This is a genomic window from Streptomyces sp. NPDC005151 (assembly GCF_053599875.1).
The window spans coordinates 51331-72920 of the sequence record NZ_JBSFYR010000035.1; the positions used below are offsets into that span (position 1 = coordinate 51331).

23 protein-coding genes and 1 pseudogene are annotated in these 21590 nt (G+C 70.9%); 14 read left to right on the plus strand and 10 right to left on the minus strand.

Annotated elements, in window-relative coordinates; genetic code table 11:
• Positions 1-219: 219 nt before the first annotated feature.
• Together ACWD6R_RS20220 and ACWD6R_RS20225 are read right to left on the minus strand one after the other, a co-directional pair.
• Entirely contained in the window at positions 220-702 is a 483-nt protein-coding gene (locus tag ACWD6R_RS20220) for a Fur family transcriptional regulator (RefSeq protein ID WP_451819946.1), read from the minus strand.
• Positions 703-782: 80 nt separating this feature from the next.
• Positions 783-1355: an FABP family protein gene (locus tag ACWD6R_RS20225; protein WP_451819947.1), complete on the minus strand. Its 573-nt coding sequence runs from the start codon at positions 1353-1355 to the stop codon at positions 783-785.
• A 376-nt stretch (positions 1356-1731) separates the two neighbouring features.
• Here ACWD6R_RS20225 and ACWD6R_RS20230 point away from each other — a divergent pair, with 376 nt between their 5' ends.
• Positions 1732-2094 carry a DsrE family protein gene (locus ACWD6R_RS20230; protein ID WP_393302404.1) on the plus strand — a complete coding sequence of 121 codons (363 nt, stop codon included), beginning with the start codon at positions 1732-1734 and terminating at the stop codon, positions 2092-2094.
• Between the two features lie 31 nt (positions 2095-2125).
• Here the strand turns inward: ACWD6R_RS20230 and ACWD6R_RS20235 are convergent, their stop codons facing one another.
• The 8 genes and pseudogenes from ACWD6R_RS20235 to ACWD6R_RS20270 all read right to left on the minus strand — a co-directional run bounded on the left by ACWD6R_RS20235 (position 2126) and on the right by ACWD6R_RS20270 (position 7578).
• The gene (locus ACWD6R_RS20235) at positions 2126-2386 is read right to left on the minus strand and encodes a DUF3099 domain-containing protein (protein WP_327245158.1); all 261 of its coding nucleotides are present in this window, start codon (positions 2384-2386) and stop codon (positions 2126-2128) included.
• Between the two features lie 146 nt (positions 2387-2532).
• Positions 2533-2820, minus strand: a complete 288-nt coding sequence (locus tag ACWD6R_RS20240; protein WP_018490348.1) for a DUF1416 domain-containing protein — start codon at positions 2818-2820, stop codon at positions 2533-2535.
• Between the two features lie 49 nt (positions 2821-2869).
• Positions 2870-3715 (minus strand): sulfurtransferase, encoded by an 846-nt coding sequence (locus tag ACWD6R_RS20245; protein ID WP_451819948.1) that lies wholly within the window; start codon positions 3713-3715, stop codon positions 2870-2872.
• Between the two features lie 144 nt (positions 3716-3859).
• Positions 3860-3967 carry a putative leader peptide gene (locus ACWD6R_RS20250; protein ID WP_451819949.1) on the minus strand — a complete coding sequence of 36 codons (108 nt, stop codon included), beginning with the start codon at positions 3965-3967 and terminating at the stop codon, positions 3860-3862.
• 216 nt (positions 3968-4183) lie between these two features.
• A complete protein-coding gene (locus tag ACWD6R_RS20255) occupies positions 4184-4873 on the minus strand; it encodes an LmeA family phospholipid-binding protein (protein WP_451819950.1) in 690 nt (229 codons plus the stop codon).
• Between the two features lie 135 nt (positions 4874-5008).
• Entirely contained in the window at positions 5009-6466 is a 1458-nt protein-coding gene (locus tag ACWD6R_RS20260) for a hypothetical protein (protein ID WP_451819951.1), read from the minus strand.
• 10 nt (positions 6467-6476) lie between these two features.
• Positions 6477-6731 (minus strand): MoaD/ThiS family protein, encoded by a 255-nt coding sequence (locus ACWD6R_RS20265; RefSeq protein ID WP_451819952.1) that lies wholly within the window; start codon positions 6729-6731, stop codon positions 6477-6479.
• Between the two features lie 41 nt (positions 6732-6772).
• Positions 6773-7578: pseudogene (locus tag ACWD6R_RS20270) on the minus strand (alpha/beta hydrolase family protein).
• Between the two features lie 386 nt (positions 7579-7964).
• On the opposite strand from ACWD6R_RS20270, the gene ACWD6R_RS20275 reads away from it, so the two are divergent.
• The 13 genes from ACWD6R_RS20275 (at position 7965) to ACWD6R_RS20335 (ending at position 21264) form a co-directional block, all read left to right on the plus strand.
• Positions 7965-8768 (plus strand): response regulator transcription factor, encoded by an 804-nt coding sequence (locus tag ACWD6R_RS20275; protein ID WP_451819953.1) that lies wholly within the window; start codon positions 7965-7967, stop codon positions 8766-8768.
• 24 nt (positions 8769-8792) lie between these two features.
• On the plus strand, positions 8793-9836 hold the full coding sequence (locus ACWD6R_RS20280) for a LacI family DNA-binding transcriptional regulator (protein ID WP_451819954.1): 1044 nt from the start codon (positions 8793-8795) through the stop codon (positions 9834-9836).
• Between the two features lie 309 nt (positions 9837-10145).
• Positions 10146-11282: a S1C family serine protease gene (locus ACWD6R_RS20285; RefSeq protein ID WP_451819955.1), complete on the plus strand. Its 1137-nt coding sequence runs from the start codon at positions 10146-10148 to the stop codon at positions 11280-11282.
• 11 nt (positions 11283-11293) lie between these two features.
• Positions 11294-11467, plus strand: coding sequence for a hypothetical protein (locus ACWD6R_RS20290; protein WP_451819956.1), 174 nt, complete (start codon positions 11294-11296; stop codon positions 11465-11467).
• Positions 11468-11509: 42 nt separating this feature from the next.
• Positions 11510-12241, plus strand: coding sequence for a response regulator transcription factor (locus tag ACWD6R_RS20295; RefSeq protein WP_451819957.1), 732 nt, complete (start codon positions 11510-11512; stop codon positions 12239-12241).
• A 50-nt stretch (positions 12242-12291) separates the two neighbouring features.
• Positions 12292-13662 (plus strand): sensor histidine kinase, encoded by a 1371-nt coding sequence (locus tag ACWD6R_RS20300; protein ID WP_451819967.1) that lies wholly within the window; start codon positions 12292-12294, stop codon positions 13660-13662.
• A 340-nt stretch (positions 13663-14002) separates the two neighbouring features.
• Positions 14003-14938: a mycothiol synthase gene (gene mshD, locus ACWD6R_RS20305; protein ID WP_451819958.1), complete on the plus strand. Its 936-nt coding sequence runs from the start codon at positions 14003-14005 to the stop codon at positions 14936-14938.
• A gap of 90 nt (positions 14939-15028) precedes the next feature.
• Positions 15029-15436: a GntR family transcriptional regulator gene (locus ACWD6R_RS20310; RefSeq protein ID WP_037695823.1), complete on the plus strand. Its 408-nt coding sequence runs from the start codon at positions 15029-15031 to the stop codon at positions 15434-15436.
• Positions 15433-16329, plus strand: a complete 897-nt coding sequence (locus tag ACWD6R_RS20315) for an ABC transporter ATP-binding protein (protein ID WP_451819959.1) — start codon at positions 15433-15435, stop codon at positions 16327-16329. The genes ACWD6R_RS20310 and ACWD6R_RS20315 overlap by 4 nt, the downstream gene beginning before the upstream one ends.
• Positions 16326-17321, plus strand: a complete 996-nt coding sequence (locus ACWD6R_RS20320; protein ID WP_451819960.1) for an ABC transporter permease — start codon at positions 16326-16328, stop codon at positions 17319-17321. Before ACWD6R_RS20315 ends, ACWD6R_RS20320 begins: the two co-directional genes overlap by 4 nt.
• Before the next feature lie 268 nt (positions 17322-17589).
• Positions 17590-19845: an RNA degradosome polyphosphate kinase gene (locus ACWD6R_RS20325; protein ID WP_451819961.1), complete on the plus strand. Its 2256-nt coding sequence runs from the start codon at positions 17590-17592 to the stop codon at positions 19843-19845.
• The gene (locus tag ACWD6R_RS20330; RefSeq protein WP_451819962.1) at positions 19832-20863 is read left to right on the plus strand and encodes a CHAD domain-containing protein; all 1032 of its coding nucleotides are present in this window, start codon (positions 19832-19834) and stop codon (positions 20861-20863) included. The genes ACWD6R_RS20325 and ACWD6R_RS20330 overlap by 14 nt, the downstream gene beginning before the upstream one ends.
• Complete coding sequence (locus ACWD6R_RS20335; RefSeq protein ID WP_451819963.1) at positions 20860-21264, plus strand: NUDIX hydrolase; 405 nt, start codon at positions 20860-20862, stop codon at positions 21262-21264. The genes ACWD6R_RS20330 and ACWD6R_RS20335 overlap by 4 nt, the downstream gene beginning before the upstream one ends.
• Positions 21265-21590: the final 326 nt, after the last annotated feature.

A 21590-nucleotide genomic window follows, 5' to 3' on the forward strand; every position in this document is an offset into this window, starting at 1 on the left:
GCGTACGACTCGGTTTAGAGGGGCTCACAAAATGGGAGTCCGATCAGCTCGCGGCGTCTGGTGCGTGCGATCGCAAGGCGCCGGAAGGCCCTCGGATGGAGTCTCCCCTGCTCGAACGAAGCTGAGAGCTTGGGGAAGGAGCTACTAGGGCCTTCCGGCAACGCGGGAAGCGTGCGTGCCAGGGCGTGGCCGCCCGATCAGAGGTCACCCGACAGGCTCTTAGTGCGCGGATGCGGGCGGCCGGGGCTGACCGGCCGCCCGATCGCCCGGCTCACCGTCCGCCGCCTTCGCCGTGCAGCCGGCGCAGCGGCCGAAGATCGCGAAGTGCTTCATGTCGGTCTCGAAGCCGAAGCTGTCCCACAGCTTCGCGGTGAATTCGGCGACGACGTCGACATCGGCCTCGATGACGTCCGCGCAGTCCCGGCAGACCAGATGGATGTGGTGGTGGCGGTCTGCCAGGTGGTACGTCGGCGCCCCGTGCCCCAGATGGGCATGGCTGACCAGCTGGAGCTCCTCCAGGAGCTCCAGGGTCCGGTAGACGGTCGAGATGTTCACACCGGACGCCGTCCTGCGCACCTCGGCGAGGATGTCGTCGGGCGTCGCGTGTTCCAGTGTGTCGACGGCTTCCAGGACAAGCTGCCGCTGCGGCGTCAGCCGATAGCCGCGCTGCCGAAGATCGGTCTTCCAGTCGGTGCTCACCACAGGCCCAGTGTAGGACCGGGTGAGCACCTGACCGCAGGTCGTGCGCGAACCTGGGAGGCGTGCGGCTACTTGGCGTGCGGCTACTTGAAGAACGCGATGCCGTCGTCCGGCAGGTCGCCGAGGCTCTTCGCCATCGCCTCGACCTCTTCCGGGGTGACGACCTTCTTCAGGTGCGCCGACATGTACGGGCGCAGCTCCACGTCGGGGGTGGCCTTCTCCCCGACCCACATCAGGTCACTGTTCACATAGCCGTAGAGGCGCTTGCCACCGTTGTACGGGCCGGAGGCCGCGGTCCGGGCCACCGCGTCGGTGACCAGGTCGATCTGCGGCTTCTGGTGGGCGAGCTCGCCGTACCAGATCTCGATGATCCCCTGGTCGCGGGACATGACGACCTCGACCTTGCGGTGCTTGTCGATGCGCCAGTAGCCGGACTCGGTCTCCAGCGGCTTGACCTTGTTGCCCTCGGCGTCGAGCACCCAGGAGTGCGAGACGTACTCCAGGAAGTCCCGGCCGTCGTGGCTGAAGGAGACTTCCTGGCCGAAGTTGCACTTCGCGGCGCCGGGGAAGTCGGACACGCCCGCGCCCGCCCAGTTGCCGAGCAGGAAGGCAAGCGGGACGAGGTCCGGGTGGAGGTCGGACGGGATCTCGATCATGAGCGGCTCAGACGATCTGTGAGGGAGTGGTGAGTGGTGCGGACCCGGGTCAGCGCTGGCCCTGGTACAGCTTCTTCACGGTCAGGGCCGCGAAGGCAAGAACGCCGACGCAGACCAGTACCAGCAGGGTGGAGAAGAATGCCTCAAGCACGGGAGCTCCTCGGACGAGCGATAACGAGCGGTATGGCGGCAATACGGGGCCGCGCCCCAGCCTAATGGGTAGGGGCCCGGCACGACGGTTCGGGGCGTGCCGAGGGAAGGGGCTCCCCGGCGTGCGGGTCAGCCCAGCAGCTGGTTCTGCAGGATCAGCGTCTGGTGGAACGGGAACCCATGGCGGTGGGGTGGGGTTGCGCGGCCGACGATTACAGTTCGGCATATGCCGAAGAAGCTCGTGATCAAGGTGACCGCAGGTGCCGATTCCGCCGAGCGCTGCTCGCAGGCGTTCACGGTGGCGGCGGTCGCCGTCGCCAGCGGTGTGGAGGTCTCGCTCTGGCTGACCGGCGAATCCGCCTGGTTCGCCCTGCCGGGCCGCGCCGCCGAGTTCGAACTTCCGCACGCCGCACCGCTGCCGGACCTGATCGAGTCGATTCAGGCGGGCGGCCTGATCACCCTCTGCACCCAGTGCGCGGCTCGGCGCGACATCACCGAGAACGACGTACTGGAAGGCGTACGGATCGCGGGCGCCCAGGTCTTCGTCAGCGAGGTCATGGCGGACGGCGTCCAGGCCCTCGTCTACTGACGGTTCTTCCTGCCGACGGCGGACAGTTCTGCTACTGGCGGCGCTTCTTGCCGTCGAGCTCGTCCCACCACTCGTCCGACTTCGGGTCGCCGGACGGATCGTCCCACCAGCGGTCCTCCGGCCCCCGCCGGTTGGCGACCATCGCCGCGACGGGCGGGATGACCATGGCGACCACGCACATTCCGACGGCTACGGGCATCGACCAGAGCCGCACGAAAGCCCAGGCGGAGACGAAAAGGACGATGCATCCGCCCATCATCAGGAAGTAGCGGCGACGGCGCCGGGCGTACATAACTCAAGCGTAGGCCCGATCCCGGCCCGTGCGCCCGGCACGAACGGACCCGCGCACACCCTGTGGACGGCGCGAAGGGCCGTACCCCGGTTCAGAAGGCGTCCAACCCCCTGGGGTACGGCCCTCCGGCCGGTCTGTGCCGCGGATCAGACGGCGATGGCCACCTCGGAGAGGCCACCGGTCTGCGCGACGACCGTGCGGTCGGCGCTGCCGCCCGGGACGAGGGCGCGCAGCGTCCAGGTGCCCTCGGCCGCGTAGAAGCGGAACTGTCCGGTCGCCGAGGTCGGGACCTCCGCGGTGAACTCGCCGGTCGAGTCCAGCAGACGGACGTAACCGGTCACCGGCTCGCCGTCGCGGGTCACGCTGCCCTGGATCGTGGTCTCACCGGGCTTGATGGTCGAAGCGTCGGGGCCGCCGGCCTTTGCTCCACACATGGTGTTCTGTCCTTCTGGTCGGGGTCGGGCTGGTCCAGGTCGTGCGGAGTTACTTGTTGGCGCCGAGCTCGATCGGCACGCCGACGAGGGAGCCGTACTCGGTCCACGAACCGTCGTAGTTCTTGACGTTCTCCTGGCCGAGCAGCTGGTGCAGCACGAACCAGGTCAGGGCGGAGCGCTCACCGATACGGCAGTACGCGATGGTGTCCTTCGACAGGTCGACCTGCTCGTCCTCGTAAAGGGCCTTGAGCTCGTCGTCCGACTTGAAGGTGCCGTCGTCGTTGGCGTTCTTCGACCACGGGATGTTGCGCGCGGTCGGGATGTGGCCCGGACGCTGCGACTGCTCCTGCGGGAGGTGCGCCGGGGCGAGCAGCTTGCCGCTGAACTCGTCGGGCGAACGCACGTCGACCAGGTTCTGGTTGCCGATCGCCGCCACGACCTCGTCGCGGTAGGCGCGGATCGACTGGTCCTGGGCCTGGGCCTTGTACTGGGTGGCCGGGCGGGACGGGATCTGGTCGCCGTCGACCAGGTCACGGGAGTCGAGCTCCCACTTCTTGCGGCCGCCGTCGAGCAGGCGGACGTCCTGGTGACCGTAGAGCTTGAAGTACCAGAACGCGTAGGACGCGAACCAGTTGTTGTTGCCGCCGTAGAGCACGACCGTGGTGTCGTTGCCGATGCCCTTCTCGGACAGGAGCTTCTCGAAGCCGGCCCGGTCGATGAAGTCACGGCGGACCGGGTCCTGGAGGTCCTTGGTCCAGTCGATCCGGATCGCGTTCTTGATGTGGTTCTTCTCGTACGCCGAGGTGTCCTCGTCGACCTCGACCAGAGCAACCTTCGGGTCGTCGATGTGGGCCTCGACCCAGTCGGCGTCTACGAGGACGTCACTGCGGCTCATTCTTTTCTCCTCCGGGGCAGTCTGCGGCGAGATGGTGCGGGGTGCGGATGTACGGGGGCGCATTTCTGCGCGTACACACATGCACGGGAATGGGCCCTGACAGCGGTCGAAAGGCCGGGGGAATGCGGGATGCGACGATCCCGCTCAGACAGTGCGACAGAGCATGGCGGCGACGCGGCACAGGTCTACTGCCCGCCGCTTCGTGAGATCCGCCTGGCCCCGCCGACGGAGACCGCTGATAGAGCACTGCATGGGACCGATCGTAGGGACGTGCGGGCGGACATGTCACCGTTGTGCCGCATCTTGAGACACGATCGTCCGCAATATGGGACGGTCGAGCGATTACGGTGCCACCCGGGCCGGCACCGGGAGGAGCGCGCCGTTCAGTCATCTGCGGATCGGACGGGTCCGTCTCACTATGTGGCGCAGCGGCTGTGGAATGTCCTGCCCAGCCTGCGCGCGGTTCATCTACCCCGCGAGCCGGATGTCCGAACCCGTCACCGAGATCTCCAGACCGTCCTTCGTCGGCTCGATCCGCTGCAGCTTCAGCCCGCTCGGCAGGGCGCCGATCTCCCGCTCGAAGTCGGTCTTCCTGCGCACCAGGCCTTCGAGTCCGGGGATGCCCTCGCCCGGCACCTTGTCCGCGTGCACCCGCACGGTGCGGCCGTCGACGAGGGTGACGGTGGAGGTCACGCTGCGCGTGAGGGTGCGGCCGAGGATGTCGACGGCGCCGGTCACCTTCACCTTGCCGTTGCCGCCGTACTCGACGACGACGCCGTCATCGGCCGCGTGCGTCAGATCCTCGTACGAGATGGTCGCCGTGCCCGTGGCCCGGGCGGCGGTGGCGCTGGCGAAGCCGTCGGCCAGCGTGACGTCGTGGAGCTCGGCGGTCATCTCGCTGATCCGGATCCTGCGCCCGCCGGCGGCGGTCTCGATGCCGGTGAGCTTGATGTCGACCTGGTCGAGTGCCGATCCGGCGACCTGGGTCAGAAAGGGGAAACCCTTGATGGAGACGTCCGTCGAGTCGACCGTGCCCCCGCTGACCTCGACCCGGCCCGCCGCCTCGGACTCGGCGAAGTACACCGCGGCCCGGTCGACGGCGATGAAGATGCCCCCCAGGACCACCACGATGACCAGCAGTGTTCGCAGTGCACGCATGCCCGTTCTTCCCCCGCCCTGCGTCCGCCCGGACCCCCTGGCGCCTGTGAGCCTGGTGTGGCTGCACGGCACGCCCGGGGTGATCGACGAGCCGGGGGCCCTCCGCGGTTCCCGGTCCGCGGCGGGTCCCGCGGGTCAGGAGACCGCGCGGCCGATCAGATACACGGCGGGGGCCGCGGCGGTGAGCGGCAGCGCCACCCCGGCCGTCATGTGCACAAAACGTGACGGGTAGTCGTAGCTCGCCACCCGCAGCCCGATCAGCGCGCAGCCACCGGCCGCGAACCCGAGGAAGGCACCCTTCGCGCCGAGGTCGGTGAGCCCGCCGACCGCGACACCGGCGCCCGCGGCGGCGAGCAGCGCCACCACGGCCGAGGCGGGTCCGGGCAGCGGCAGCGCCCGGGCGAGCACGGCGACCGCGACAGCCACGCAGCCGACCGTCACGGCGTCCGGCGCCGCCGCGAGATGCCCGGCGGCGAGGATCGCCAGGGCGGCCGAGGCGACGGTGGCCATCAGCCCGTACATCCGCTCGTCGGCGCCCGCGTGGCTGCGCAGCTGCAGGACGACGGTGAGCAGCACCCAGATGCCGAGGGTGCCGAGGATCGCCGCCGGGGCGTTCTCCCGGCCCGCGACGAGCAGCACGACATCGGCGACGAACCCGCCGGCGAAGGCGAGCGCGATGCCCTGCCGGGCGGGCCACATGCCGTTGAGCCGGAACCAGCCGGCGGCGGTCACGGCCTGGAGGAGCACCAGCGGTACGAAGAGCGCGTACTGCCCGATCGCAGCACCGAGGGCGAGCAGCAGCCCGAGCCCCGCGGTGATCGCCGCCGGCTGCATCCCCGGCGCGATGATCGGCGAACGGTCCTCGGCGCGGGCGCGCTGGGCGTCGGTGACGCGGGTGTTGCCCAGGGTGGTGGGCGCGCTGTAGCCGGAGGCGTCGCGCGCGGCCGCCGCGTCCGGTGCCGGGGCGGCTGCCGGGACCTCGGGGGGCAGCGGGTACGAGCCGGAGGCGCCCTGCGGAATCGGATATCCGGCGTCGACGGCGGGGCCGGCGGCGGTCGCGACGGGCTGCTGCGGCGCCTGCGCCGGGTACGACTGCTCGTACCGGGGCTGCTGGTACTGGGGCTGCTCGCACTGCTGGGCGTAGGGCTGCTCGTACTGCTGCTGCGCAGACTGCTGCGGCTGCTCGTACTGGGGCTGCTGCGGCTGCTCGTACTGCTGCTGCGCAGACTGCTGCGGCTGCTCGTACTGGGGCTGCTGCGGCTGCTCGTACTGGGGCTGCTGCGGCTGCTCGTACTGCTGGGCGTAGGGCTGCTCGTACTGCTGCTGCGCAGACTGCGGCGGCTGCTCGTACTGGGGCTGCTGCGGCTGCGGCGTGGCCTGGACGGCCGGCTGGTACTGGGTGTCCCAGGTCTGACCCTCCCAGGTCTGTGCGACCCCGGGGTCCTGGAACGCCTGGTTCGGGTCGTACGGGACCTGCTGCCCGTACGGCTGCGGTTCCTGGCCGTTTCCGTATCCGTTGCCGTACCCGTAACCGGTCCCGGTCCCGGTCCCGGGCTCCTGTCCGTACGGATGCTGCTGATCGCTGTTGCTCATGTGCTGCGGTTCACCCTCCTGCGAACGGCGGGAGCACCTCGACCGTGCCGCCCTCGGCAAGGCGTACGGTCTCATGGCTGCGGGTCCCCACGGGGTCGCCGTCGATCAGGAACGAGCACCGTTGCAGCACTCGGGCGAGCTCACCGGGGTGCCGCTCGCGCACCGCGTCGAGCGCCTCGGCGAGCGTCGCGGCTGTGTACGGCTCCTCCGCGGTCCCGGCGGCGGCCTTGGCGGCGGCCCAGTAGCGGATGGTTCCCGCTGGCATGGCGACGCTCCCTTCGTCTCGCATCAGCTGTCCATGATGAATCACTCCGCCACCGCCCAGTCCGCGATCCGGGTGAGCAAGCTCTCGTCCGCCGCGTTCTCGGCGTGCCCCATGCCGCGCTGCAGCCACAGTTCCGCACCGCCCTGTGCCGCGTCGGCCAGCATGCGTGGGTGGTCGAGCGGGAAGTAGGGGTCCTGGTCGCCGTGCACGATGAGCAGCGGCGCCGGGGCGATCAGCGGGACCGCCTCGACCGGGGAGAGCGGCACGGGGTCCCACTCCCTGCGGTCTATCCGGGTGCGGAAGCCGTACCGGCCGACCAGCCGGCCGGTGGGCCGGGTCACCACCCAGTGCAGGCGCCGCATCGGGGCCGTACCCCGGTAGTACCAACGGGCGGGAGCGCTCACGGCTACCACCGCGTCCGCGTGCGCTTCCTTGCACCTCCCGTGCGCGGGAACCGGGCGAGCGAGCTGTGCCGTGTCCGGAGAGGTCCCGGGAGCCGTATACAGCGCCCCGTGCCGGAGCACACGGACCCGCCCATCGAGAACCCGACCGTCGCCACCCGCCGGTGTCCGAGCGAGCGCGCCCACGCCACCGCGGCCGCCAGATCCAGCACCTCGCGGTCACCGACCGTCGACCGGCCACCGGATCCTCCGTGCCCCCGGAAGGAGAACGTGATCACGGCCGCACGCCGGGCGAACACTCCCGCCGCACGTCGCACGGCGGGCCGGTCCACCGAACCGGTGAATCCGTGCGCGACCACGATCGCCGTGCCGGCGTCCCCGGCATCGGCGCCGGTCGTACACGGTTCGTACACCGCCTCGATCGGCAGCCCGTCATCCGTCCGCAATGTGGCCCGCCGGGCTCCCGGCGTGATCAAGCAAACAGAAGAACTCCGAAAGGGACTCCCGGACACAGAACTCATGTGGGCTATTCTGCTGGGAAGAGGATCCGGGCAATGCAGCCCCCGGGTCCTTTTGTGCTTTACGCGCGTTGTTACGACGACGTTTCGACAAGCTCAGCGGTCCCGGGGCGCGGGGCCGCACCGTAAAACACGTATGACAACCGTCGTACGGCAGCAGCACGACAAACGTACGAAGAAGTGCCGCAGATCTCCCCCGGGCCCCACCCGGGAGTGCCCCTCTCGCAGGGAACGAGGAGGACCGACGTAATGGGCGAGCAAGGCAAGCAAATCGTGCACGATCATCGACCGACGACCCGGGCAGGTGGGCGACGATGAGTTCACTGCTGCTTCTGACCAACGCTCTTCAACCGTCGACGGAGGTGCTTCCCGCCCTCGGCCTCCTGCTGCACAGCGTGCGGGTGGCCCCCGCCGAGGGACCCGCTCTCGTCGACACTCCGGGTGCCGACGTCATCCTGGTCGACGGCCGCCGCGACCTGCCGCAGGTGCGGTCGCTGTGCCAGCTGCTGCGGTCCACCGGACCTGGCTGTCCGCTGATACTCGTCGTGACGGAGGGCGGTCTCGCAGCCGTCACCGCCGACTGGGGCATCGACGACGTGCTGCTGGACACCGCGGGACCGGCCGAGGTCGAGGCCCGGCTGCGGCTGGCCACCGGCCGGCAGCAGCTCACCTCCGACGACTCCCCGATGGAGATCCGCAGCGGTGATCTCTCAATCGACGAGGCGGCCTACAGCGCAAAACTGAAGGGCCGGGTCCTCGATCTGACCTTCAAGGAATTCGAACTGCTCAAGTACCTCGCACAGCACCCGGGCCGCGTCTTCACCCGCGCCCAGCTGCTGCAGGAGGTCTGGGGCTACGACTACTTCGGCGGTACCCGGACGGTCGACGTCCATGTCCGGCGGCTGCGCGCCAAGTTCGGCCCCGAGCACGAGTCGCTGATCGGCACGGTCCGCAACGTCGGCTACCGCTTCGTCGCACCGGAGAAGGTGGAGCGCACCGCCGAGGGGGCGAAGTCCCGGGCGGCGGCGAAGGCGGCCGCCGAACCACCCACCCGTTCGGAGCAGCCCTCCGTGGCCGAGGTCATGGAAGATGCCCCGGTACGGCCTGCCCGCAGGTAGGTCCATCCGCGTAGACTGCCGCGCGTGGCCAAGGTGACGCGGGACGATGTGGCGAGACTGGCGGGGACGTCGACCGCGGTCGTCAGCTACGTCATCAACAACGGACCCCGGCCGGTTGCCCCGGCCACGCGCGAGCGGGTACTCGTCGCGATCAAAAACCTGGGCTACCGGCCCGACCGCGTCGCCCAGGCGATGGCCTCGCGGCGGACCGACCTCATAGGGATGATCGTTCCGGACGCCCGCCAGCCCTTCTTCGCGGAAATGGCGCACGCGGTCGAACAGGCTGCCGCCGAGCGCGGAAAAATGGTTCTCGTCGGCAACTCCGACTACCGCGACGAGCGCGAGGTCCACTATCTCCGCGCCTTCCTCGGTATGCGCGTCTCCGGACTGATCCTGGTCAGCCAGGGCCCCAGCGAGCGGGCCGCGGCCGAGGTGGAGGCATGGGATGCCCGAATCGTGCTGCTGCACGAGCGGCCCGAGGCGATCGACGACGTCGCGGTCGTCACCGACGACATCGGCGGCGCTCAGCTCGCCACCCGGCACCTCCTGGAACACGGCAACGCGTACGTGGCGTGCCTCGGCGGCATGGAGTCCACCCCGGCGGTCGGCGACCCGGTCGCGGACCACGTCGAGGGCTGGCGACGGGCGATGCACGAGTCGGGGCGCTCCACGGAGGGCCGGCTCTTCCAGGCCCCGTACAACCGCTACGACGCCTACCGGGTGGCGCTCGGACTGCTCGCCGGTCCGGACCGGCCCCCGGCGATCTTCTGCTCGACGGACGACCAGGCCTTCGGGGTGCTCAGGGCCGCGCGCGAACTGCGGATCGATGTGCCCGGGGAGCTCGCGGTGGCGGGCTTCGACGACGTGAAGGAAGCGGGGCTGACCGATCCGCCGCTGACGACGGTCTTCTCGGACCGCCCGGCGATGGCCCGGGCCGCGGTGGATCTGGTGCTCGACGACTCGCTGCGGGTCTCGGGCTCGCGACGGGAGCGGCTGAAGCAGTTCCCGTCGGCGCTGGTGGTGCGGCGCTCGTGCGGGTGCGGGGAGCCGACGGCCCAGGGCCGGTAGCCGGGGCACTTCCCCGGCCCCGGGGCGCTCGCCTTCCGCCCACCCGTACAACGTTCCCCGTGGCTCTGAGACCGACCGGCAATTGGGGGGCGGGTGAAGGAGCGGGGCTGGGGTGCGTGCAGCGCAAGGCGGAGGATTGAGCCATGGCGGAGCCATGGTGATGGACGACAACGCCGCGAGGTGCGTGCCCCGGCCCCGTGACGCCGCCCCCCAATTGCCGGTCGGTCTTATATGGGGCATACACGGTTCTGTCGGGCTTCTCAGGGCATGCTCAGGGTTCTCTCATGTTCGCTGGACACAGTCGTAGACATGACTGAGAGCCAGCGCCCGGGCGGCGAGTACCCGATGAACCCCTCGTACGGCAACGGCGACGCGGCCTACCCGCCGCCGCCCTCGTACCGGCCTGCGCAGCCGATCGCCGCGGGCCCCGGGACGACGGTGTGGCCCGGCAGCGGCGGCGCCGACGGTCACAGTGGCGGCGGTGACGACGGCTACGGCGACTTCCACGGGCTGCCGCAGCCCGCACCCCAGCCGCCCGCGCGCGGCAGGCGCCGGGTCGGACGGCCGGTCGCCCTCCTGACGGCCGTGGCCGTCGCGGCGGCGGTCGTCGGCGGTGCCACCGCCACCGCCATCGGTCAGTTCACCGACTCCGGTTCCAGCGGCGGCACCAGCAGCGGTGCGGTCAGCGGCACGACCGTCTCGCAGAGCAGCGCAGGCACCGTCGCCGGAGTGGCGCAGGCGGTGTCGCCGACGATCGTCGAGATCGTCGCGAGCTCGAACGCGGGCCAGTCCACCGGGTCCGGCGTGATCATCACCTCCGACGGCGAGATCGTCACCAACAACCACGTCATCGCGGGCGCCTCGACGATCAAGGTGACGCTCAGCACCGGCAGGACGTACACCGCGAAGGTCGTCGGCACGGACGCCGACAAGGACCTCGCGCTCATCAAGCTGGAGGGGGCGAGCGGGCTGAAGACGGCCACGCTCGGCGACTCCTCCTCGCTCAAGGTCGGTGACCAGGTCGTCGCGATCGGCTCGCCCGAGGGCCTCACCGGCACCGTCACCAGCGGCATCGTCTCCGCGCTGGACCGCGATGTCACCGTCGCCAAGGACAGCGGCAGCGGCAGCGGTCAGGGACAGCAGGGCGGGGGCCGCAGCGACTGGCCGTTCGAGTTCGGCGGGCAGCAGTTCAACGGCGACACCGGCAACTCCACCACCACCTACAAGGCCATCCAGACCGACGCCTCGCTCAACCCCGGCAACTCCGGCGGTGCCCTCATCAATATGAACGGCGAGATCATCGGCATCAACTCCGCGATGTACTCCGCGAGTTCGTCCGACAGCTCGAACAGCTCCGGCGCGGGCAGCGTCGGCCTCGGCTTCGCCATCCCGGTGAACACGCTCAAGGCCGACCTGGGCACCCTGCGGTCCGGCAACAGCTCCTGAGGAGATCAGCCATGAACCACCCGTCCGACACCCCCACCGGCCCGGCCGCCCTCGCGCTGCCACTGATACTCGCGGCGGAGTTCGCCGCCGTGGCGCGGCGCTCGCCGGAGGTCCGTGCGACCACCCGCACCACCAGCAGGAAACACCGCGCCGCCCGCCGCAGCGCAACGGTCGTGCGAGGCTGAGAAGACAGCACCACGACAGCAGAGAGAAAAGGACGACGAGCGATGAGCCCCGCCGAAGACGATCCGCAGCGCATCCTGATCGTCGACGACGAGCCGGCCGTGCGCGAGGCCCTGCAGCGCAGTCTCGCGTTCGAGGGATACGGCACGGAGGTCGCCGTCGACGGACTCGACGCGCTGGCCAGGGCGGAGTCGTACGCCCCCGATCTGATCGTCCTCGACATCCAGATGCCGCGGATGGACGGTCTGACCGCCGCCCGCCGCCTCCGTGCCACCGGCACCACCACGCCCATCCTGATGCTCACCGCCCGCGACACCGTCGGCGACCGCGTCACCGGACTCGACGCCGGCGCCGACGACTACCTGGTCAAGCCGTTCGAGCTGGACGAGCTCTTCGCCCGCATCCGGGCCCTGCTGCGCCGCAGCTCGTACGCGGCCGCGGCGGGCGGCGACGTCCCCGACGACAATGTGCTGTCCTTCGCCGACCTGCGGATGGACCTCGCCACCCGCGAGGTCACCCGCGGCACGCGCCGCGTCGAGCTGACCCGGACCGAATTCACGCTCCTGGAGATGTTCCTGGCCCACCCGCGCCAGGTGCTGACCCGCGAGCAGATCCTCAAGGCGGTCTGGGGCTTCGACTTCGAACCGAGCTCCAACTCCCTGGATGTGTACGTGATGTACCTGCGCCGCAAGACGGAGGCGGGCGGCGAACCGCGGCTCGTGCACACGGTGCGGGGCGTGGGGTACGCGCTGCGGGCCGGCGGAGGTGAGGGGTGACGGGCCCCTTGCGGCGGTTCCGCGCACTGCCGCTCCGCTCCCGGCTGGCGATGCTGGTCGCGACCGCGGTGGCGGTCGCGGTGGCAGCGGTGGCGCTGGCCTGCTGGCTGACCACGCGGGACCGGCTGATCGAGCAGCTCGACTCGACCCTGCGACAGGTCAATGTCGGCCGGCAGACCGTCGAGAATCTCAACGCAGCCTGTCTGCAGGGGTTGCCGGAGGACAACAACCCCGGCGGGCCGAAGATCCCCTACACGATCCAGGTGGTGACACCGACGAGCACGAAGCCCTGCACCTGGCCGGGCGGGTCCGCGATCCCGGTGCAGCCCGCCGACCGGGCCGTCGCAGCCGGGGAGCGGCAGGACGCGGTGCACACCACCGAGGCGAAGGACGGTGTCAGGATGCGCGTCTACACCTCAACCGTTCACATCGGCCCGCTGATCAGGCCCGGCCTCGCCGTCTCGGTGGCGCTGCCCATGGACCAGGTCACCGACCCCCTCAACCAGCTCGCCTTCGTCCTCCTCATCGTCTCCGGCATCGGCGTCATCGGCGCGGGCGCCGCCGGTCTCTGGGTCGCCCGCACCGGCCTGCGCCCCGTCGACGAGCTCACCGAGGCCGTCGAACATGTCGCCCGTACCGAGGACCTCTCGCTCCGCATCCCGGTCGAGGGCGAGGACGAGATCGCCCGGCTGTCCCGCTCCTTCAACTCGATGACCGCATCCCTCGCCACCTCCCGCGACCGGCAGGCGCAGCTGATCGCGGACGCCGGGCACGAGCTGCGGACCCCGCTGACCTCCCTGCGTACGAACGTGGAACTGCTCGCCCGCAGCGACGAGACGGGCCGGCCCATCCCGCCCGACGACCGCAGGGCGCTGATGAAGTCGGTCACCGCGCAGATGACCGAGCTGGCGTCGCTCATCGGCGACCTCCAGGAACTGTCCCGCCCGGACGCGGCCCAGCCCGGCCCGCTCCAGGTCGTCGGCCTGCACGACATCGCCTCCGCCGCGCTGGAGCGGGCACGGCTCCGCGGCCCCGAGCTGACCATCACCGCGGACCTCGAACCCTGGTACGTCAGGGCCGAGCCGGCAGCGCTGGAGCGGGCGGTCGTCAATGTCCTCGACAACGCGGTGAAGTTCAGCCCGCAGCACGGCACGGTCGCCGTGGCCCTGCGCGGCGGCGAGCTGACCGTGGTGGACCAGGGTCCCGGTATCCCGGCCGAGGAGCTCCCGTACGTCTTCGAACGCTTCTGGCGCTCCCCCTCCGCCCGCCAGCTGCCGGGCTCGGGGCTGGGCCTGTCGATCGTGGCGCGCTCGGTCCAGCAGGCGGGCGGCGAGGTCGCGCTGCACCCGTCGCCGGGCGGCGGCACGCAGGCCTCGATCCGCCTGCCGGGCGCACCGCAGCCGCCGCCGGAGAACCCCTGAGAGCCTGTCGGGTGACCTTCGCGGGAGGGTTCGGCCCGCAGCCTAGAGTCAACGCGCGTAGCGCGACAGGTGTTTCGAGTTACGAACTGGTTGCCTTGTGGTCAGTAAGGGTGTCTATCACCGCACTTCACCCGTACGGCACTCATATGCGGGCAGGAACGTCATGGCATAACGGCATACAGGTCACCGCAGCCGGTACGCCAGGGCCGACGGGCCGGGACCGGCCGGCGGCCGCGCTCACCCCGCGAAGGCGGTCCGACCCGCACCGCGCACCGCCGATCGAGGCCGCAACGCCCCGCTCCGTCCCATCAGCACCCCGCCCCGCCGTACGCTCGTACGCATGACGACTGATGTACCCCTCCCCGCTCCGGGACGCGAGATCCAGACGCTCGACGTGCTCTCTCCCGACCAGGCCGGAGCCGTCCTCGACCTGCTCGGCGAGGCGACCCGCGCCGACGGCAGGCCCGCAGTCTCCGAGCAGGGGCGACTGCAACTGCGGGGCGGTCGCCGGGAGGGCGTACGGCACCTTCTGCTCACCAGCAGGGGAATCCTCGTCGGGTACGCGCAGCTCGAGGACACCGACCCCGTCGAGGCGCCCGCCGCCGAGCTCGTCGTGCATCCCGCGTACCGCGGGCAGGGGCACGGGCGTGCGCTGGGCGCCGCGCTGCTCGCCGCGACCGGGAAGCGGCTGCGTGTATGGGCGCACGGCGGGAAGTCCGCCGCCCGCCATCTCGCCCAGGTCCTGGGCCTCTCCCTCTTCCGCGAGCTGCGCCAGCTGCGCCGCCCGCTGAGCCCGCTGGACATCCCTGAGCCCGTACTGCCGCCGGGCGTCACCGTCCGTACCTTCGTGCCCGGCCAGGACGACGCCGCCTGGCTCGCCGTGAACAGTGCCGCGTTCGCCCATCACCCCGAGCAGGGATCGCTCACCCAGCGCGACCTGGACGACCGCAAGGGCGAGCCCTGGTTCGACCCGAAGGGGTTCTTCCTGGCCGAGCGCGAGACCGAGGGCGGGACCGAGCTGGTCGGCTTCCACTGGACGAAGGTGCACGCCGAGGAGCACCTCGGCGAGGTGTACGTCGTCGGCATCCGGCCCGACGCGCAGGGCGGCGGTCTCGGCAAGGCGCTCACCGCGATCGGGCTGCGCCACCTCGCCGCCGAGGGGCTGCCGACCGCGATGCTCTACGTCGACGCGGACAACACGGCGGCCCTGGCCGTGTACGAGCGGATGGGCTTCGCCACCCATGAGGTGGACCTGATGTACCGCACGGAGTCCTGAGCCCGCACAACGTCCCCCGGGGCGGCGTCGCTTGACGCCGCCCCCTCTTTCCGACACCCTTTCACTACTCAATTAGTGAAAGGGGTGAACATGGCAGAGTCCGCAGCGGTCGAGTTCCGCATCGACCGGCGCAGCGGCGTCGCCACGTACCTGCAGATCGTCCAGCAGACCAAACAGGCCCTCCGCCTCGGACTGCTGGAGCCCGGCGACCGGCTGCCCACCGCACGCGAGGTCGTCGAGGCCACCGCCATCAACCCGAACACCGTGCTCAAGGCCTACCGCGAGCTGGAGCGCGAGGGCCTCGTCGAAGCCCGGCGCGGGATGGGCACATTCGTGCGCCGGACCCTCGGGACCACGGCCACCACGGACACACCCCTGCGGGGAGAACTCACCGACTGGGCCCGCCGGGCCCGCACGGCGGGGCTGGAGCGCGACGACATGGCCGCGCTCTTCACCGCCGTACTGGACAGCACGTACAAGGGGGACGACCGCACATGACAGGCGTGGCGATCGAGGCGACCGGCCTCGGTATGAAGTACCGGCGCAGAAGCGATGGCTGGGCGCTGCGCGACTGCTCGTTCCGGCTGCCCGCGGGGCACGTGTGCGCGCTCGTCGGGCCCAACGGCGCCGGCAAGTCCACCCTGCTCGCCCTCGCCGCCGGGTTTCTGCGGCCGGTCGAGGGAACCCTGCGGATCCTCGGCTCCGCGCCCGCCGAGGCCCGGCCCCGGGTGGCCTTCGTGGCCCAGGACAAGCCGCTGTACCCGCAGCTGACGGTCGCCGAGACGCTCTGGGCCGGCGCCGAGCTGAACCCTGCCACCTGGGACCGGGCCACCGCCGAACGCGTCATCGGGGACCTCCCGAGGGACGCCAGGGTCCGTACGCTCTCCGGCGGCCAGCGCACCCGCCTCGCGCTCGCCCTCGCGCTCGGCAAGCGCGCCGAACTGCTGCTGCTCGACGAGCCGATGGCCGACCTCGACCCGCTCGTCCGGCACCAGCTGATGGGCGTCCTGATGGCGGAGGCCGCCGAGCACGCCACCACCATCGTGATGTCCTCGCACATCCTCACCGAGCTGGAGGGCGCCTGCGACTACCTCCTGCTCGTCGACGGCGGCCGGGTCCGTCTCGGCGGCGAGACCGAGGAAATCCTCGCCGCACACGCCCTGCTCACGGGTCCCGTACGGGACCTGGCACCGCACACCGTCGTCGAGTCCCGCACGACGGGGCGGCGGCTGACCGCACTGGTACGGAAGGGGGGCCCGGTGGACGACGCGGCCTGGGAGATCGTGGAACCGTCACTGGAGGAGCTGCTGCTGGCACATCTGCGGTCACCGGGGGCGCCCGCACTGCTGACGCCGAGCGCCGAAGCCGCCAGGGAGGTGGCTGCCGTATGAGCGCCATCGGTCTGCGTACGCCCGTCGCACCCGCCGCCGGGTTGCGGGGCCCCGTCCGTGTCCTTCTCCGCCAGCACCGCCGTTCCCTGTGGGCGGCCGGCGCACTCCTGGTGCTGGGCATCGCCATCGTGGTCGGGCTCCGGATCTGGGTCGCGGTCGCGAGCTCGGACGAACTCTGCGCCGACGGCGACACCACCCGCTGCGGCGACGGCTCCTACCTGCCCACCTACGCCCGCACCTCCACCGAGACCTATCTGGCGAGCGGTGGTACCGCTGTCCTGCTGCTCGCCGGGCTCATCGGCGTCTTCGTCGCGGGACCGCTGATCGCCCGCGAGCTGGAGAGCGGCACGTTCCGGATGGCCTGGACCCAGTCGGTGTCCCCGGCCCGGTGGCTGGCGGCTCGGCTCGCCCTTCCTGCGGCTCTGGTGACTGCGGGGATGACCGTTCTGGTCCTCGTCTACCGATGGGGCTGGTCGGACATAAGGAGCAACCCGTACGCCTTCGGACTGAGCTGGAACCTGAGCGGTATCAACCCCGCCCTCGGCCCGACCGCCGTCGCCTACGCCCTGCTGGCCGTGGCCGTCGGCGCCCTGTGCGCCGTGGTCGTACGCCGTACCGTCCTGTCCATGAGCCTCACGGCCCTCGTCCTGGGCACGGTGATGCTCGGGTTCGGCAAGCGCCGCTACGAGCTCTGGCCGGCCGTCCGCCATCTGGGCAGCCGCTACCCGAGCGGTGACATCTGGCCCATCGAGTCGGGCATGCTCACCGCCTCCGGCAAGGAGATCTACTGGCAGGACTGCCACCAGATCGGCTCGAATTTCGAGGATTCCCGGAGCTGCCTGCGCAACCAGGGCGGCATCACAAACTTCACCGACTACCACCCCGCCTCGCACTTCTGGCCGCTCCAGCTGGTCGAGACCGGCATCCTGCTCGTCCTCGCCGCCGCTGCCGTCGCCCTCGCCTTCCGGGTACTGCGCCGACACCACGGCTGAACCGCCCCGATCGTCGGGGTCCGGGCCGCAGAGGGGGCGGCCCGGACCCCGCACACGCAGCGCGACACCGCAACCCGCATCGCACACCGCTTCCTGCACGTCATGTCGCCGTTACCGCCCATTCAGACGCGCTTGCGACCCTCTCAGGATGCAGCCAGCTGTGCCGACCCCCCGCAACGGGAGAAATCCCGGCAGAAACCCTGGGTTTTCCGCGATCTCCGCCCCCTCCGACGCGCCCCGGAAGCCTTCCGCGCGGAACAATAGGGCCATGAGCCAGTTGCCCAGCTCCGAGGTCCCGGTACAGCCCTCCGTGCAGCCGTCGGTCGGCTCTCTCGTCGCGCACCGGCCCCATGCCGTCGCATCCCCGAATTACGCGGGAGCCGGTCTTACCATGGCTGCCGACCTCGATCCCGATCTCGACGCCGACGTGGACGTGTACGAACCCGACGTCGACGGCAGCGAGCTGCCGCAGGGCCGCTTCCTGGACCGGGAGCGCAGTTGGCTCGCATTCAACGAACGGGTGCTGGAGCTCGCCGAGGACCCGGCGACACCCCTCCTCGAACGAGCGAATTTCCTCGCGATCTTCGCCTCTAACCTGGACGAGTTCTTCATGGTCCGGGTGGCCGGTCTCAAGCGCCGTATCGCCACCGGCGTCGCCACCCGCTCCGCGTCCGGTCTGCAGCCCCGCGAGGTCCTCGACCAGATCTGGACACGGTCCCGCGAACTCATGGCCCGGCACGCCGCCTGCTACCAGCAGGACATCGCGCCCGCACTGTCCGACGAGGGCATCCAGCTGATCCGCTGGCCGGAGCTGACCGAGAAGGAACAGGCCCGCCTGTTCACCTTCTTCCGGCAGCGGGTCTTCCCCGTACTGACGCCGCTGGCCGTCGACCCGGCGCACCCGTTCCCGTACATCTCGGGCCTCTCGCTCAACCTCGCGGTCGTCGTACGCAACCCGGTCAGCGGCCACCGCCACTTCGCCCGCGTCAAGGTGCCGCCGCTGCTGACCCGGTTCCTGGAGGCGTCGCCGCAGCGTTACGTGCCCATCGAGGACATCATCGCGGCGCATCTGGAAGAGCTCTTCCCGGGCATGGAGGTCCTCGCCCACCACATGTTCCGGGTCACCCGGAACGAGGACCTCGAAGTCGAGGAGGACGACGCCGAGAACCTGCTCAAGGCCCTGGAGAAGGAGCTCATGCGGCGTCGCTTCGGCCCGCCGGTGCGCCTGGAGGTCGAGGAGTCCATCGACCCGTACGTGCTCGACCTGCTGGTCCGCGAGCTGAAGGTGTCCGACGCCGAGGTCTACCCGCTGCCCGGACCGCTCGACCTGACCGGGCTGTTCGGCATAGCGTCACTGGACCGCCCTGAGCTGAAGTACCCCAGGTTCATCGCGGGCACCCACCGCGATCTCGCCGAGGTCGAGTCCTCCTCGGCGCCCGACGTCTTCGCCGCGCTGCGCGAACGCGATGTGCTGCTGCACCACCCGTACGACTCGTTCTCCACCTCCGTCCAGGCGTTCCTGGAGCAGGCGGCGAGCGACCCGGACGTGCTCGCGATCAAGCAGACGCTGTACCGGACCTCGGGCGACTCGCCGATAGTCGACGCCCTGATCGACGCCGCCGAGTCCGGCAAGCAGGTCCTCGTACTCGTCGAGATCAAGGCCCGCTTCGACGAGCAGGCCAACATCAAGTGGGCACGCAAGCTGGAGGAGGCGGGCTGCCATGTGGTCTACGGCCTCGTCGGGCTGAAGACGCACTGCAAGCTCTCCCTCGTCGTCCGCCAGGAGGGCGACACGCTGCGCCGCTACTCGCACGTCGGCACCGGCAACTACCACCCCAAGACCGCACGGCTGTACGAGGACCTCGGCCTGCTGACCGCCGACCCGCAGGTCGGGGCAGACCTCTCCGACCTCTTCAACCGGCTCTCCGGCTACTCCCGCCGCGAGACGTACCGCCGCCTCCTCGTCGCCCCCAGGTCCCTGCGCGACGGGCTGATCTCCCGGATAAACAAGGAGATCGCGCACCAGCGGGCCGGTCGCCCCGCCTACGTACGGTTCAAGGTCAACTCGATGGTCGACGAAGCGATCATCGACGCCTGCTACCGGGCCGCCCAGGCGGGCGTTCCGGTGGACATCTGGGTACGCGGCATCTGCGCGATCCGCCCCGGCGTCACCGGCCTCTCCGAGAACGTCCGGGTCCGCTCGATACTGGGCCGCTTCCTCGAACACTCCCGGGTCTTCTCGTTCGGCAACGGCGGCGAACCCGAAGTGTGGTTCGGCAGCGCCGACATGATGCACCGCAACCTCGACCGCCGGATCGAAGCACTGGTCCGGGTCACCGACCCCGCCCACCGTGCCGCGCTCAGCCGACTCCTGGAGACCGGTATGGCCGACACCACCTCCGCCTGGCACCTCGGTCCCGACGGGAACTGGAACCGGCACGCCACGGACGGGGACGGCCAGCCGCTGCGGCACGTACAGGAAATGCTCATTGACGCCCGGAGGCGCCGGCGTGCGACGCCCTGACCACCAGACGACGGCCCGGACGGACGTGTTCGCGGGCGCGGTCCTCGCCCCCTACCTGCAGGAACAGGCCGCGAACTTCCTTCGCAGCCTGCGCCTGCACCGCGAGAACAGCGCCCCCACGGACGCCGGGACACTCGCCGCCGAGCAGGCCGCCGGTGCACTGCGCCGCTCGGCCCGCCGCATCAGCGGCACCCTGCACACCTTCCGGACGGCACTCGAACCCGGCTGGGCCGAGCAGCTCCGTACGGAACTGGCCTGGCTCTCCGGCACGCTGGCCCGCGAGCACGCGTACGCGACCCGGCTGACCCGGCTCCTCGAAGCACTGCACGCCCTGTCCGGCACCTCGCTGCCGCCGCCCCGCACACAGCGGACCGCCTCCGGCACCGATCTCGATGTCACCCAGCACGACGCCGCGCAGGCCAAGGCCCGGGCCGCACTCGGCGTCGGCGCGGCCCGGGCCGGAGCGCTTCTGGAACGGCAGCTCACCCTCGCCAGGACCCGCGCCCACTCGGCGGCCCTCCAGGCGCTCGGCTCGTCCCGGTTCCACGCGGTCGCCGACGCGGTCGCCCTGCTCGCCTCCGAGGTCCCGCTCTCAGCCGCGGCCACGGCCCCGGCCGCCGAGATGCTGCACGGGCCCGCGGACCGGGCCGAGCAGCGGCTGCTCGGTGCGGTGGCCGCGCTCCCGTCCGACGAGACGGCCGAGCCGTACAACGAGGCACAGGACGCGCCCTGGCACCAGGCCCGCCTTCTGCTGCGACTGCACCGGTACGCCCACGAGGTGGCACGCGGCGCCCCCGACCCGGTCCTGGTCGCCCCCGGACACGCACTCGACCTGCACCGGGACGCGGCGGAGGCAGCCGCGGCGGCCGCATCGGCGGCCCGTACGCCGAGGATCGCGCCGGCCACCGCCTACGCCCTGGGGGTGCTCCACGCCGCCCAGCGGCACGAGGTGGAGGCGGCCCGCGGGGTGTTCCGCGAGACCTGGCCATACACGACGGCGGCTGTGACCGCGCCATGAGCGGCGAAATCGTACAGGCGGCGGGGTGTGTGCTGTGGCGCCGGTCGGAGCACTCCGGGGAGCTCGAGATCTGCCTGGTCCACCGGCCCCGTTACGACGACTGGTCACATCCGAAGGGCAAGCTCAAGCGCGGCGAGCCGGCGATCGACGCCGCCCTGCGCGAGGTTCTGGAGGAGACCGGCCACCACTGCATACCGGGGCCCCCGCTGCCCACGGTCCGGTATCTCGCAAACGGCCGCCCCAAGGAAGTCCTGTACTGGGCGGCCGAGGCGACGGACGGCGTGTTCGTCCCCAGCGACGAGGTGGACCGCATCGTCTGGCTCCCCCCGGAAGCGGCCCGCACCCACCTCACCCAGCCCCGCGACCGCGACCTGCTGGACGCGCTGCTGATCAGCGGGTGACGGGCGGTGCGGGGCCGCCCCGGCGGGCGGTGCGGTTCACGCACCCGGGTCCGGGGTGCGGGGTTCCGTCCTCGATCTCCCCCATAGCCTTAAGGGCATGGGGGGACCCCCTCGACGGGCTTGATTTTCGGCGCCGTGCCCCGTGGGTGCGGGCCGCCTGCCCGGTGGTGGGGTGGGCGGGGCCCCTCCGGGGCGTCTCCTCAGAACTGGCGCGGAAACCAGCAACGCGGGCGAACCCGGGACGAGCGCCAGTCCCTGCGGGGACTCCCCTGCACGGCCCCACCCAGGCATCACTCACGCCCGCGACCCGGCGGTCGTGACAAGAG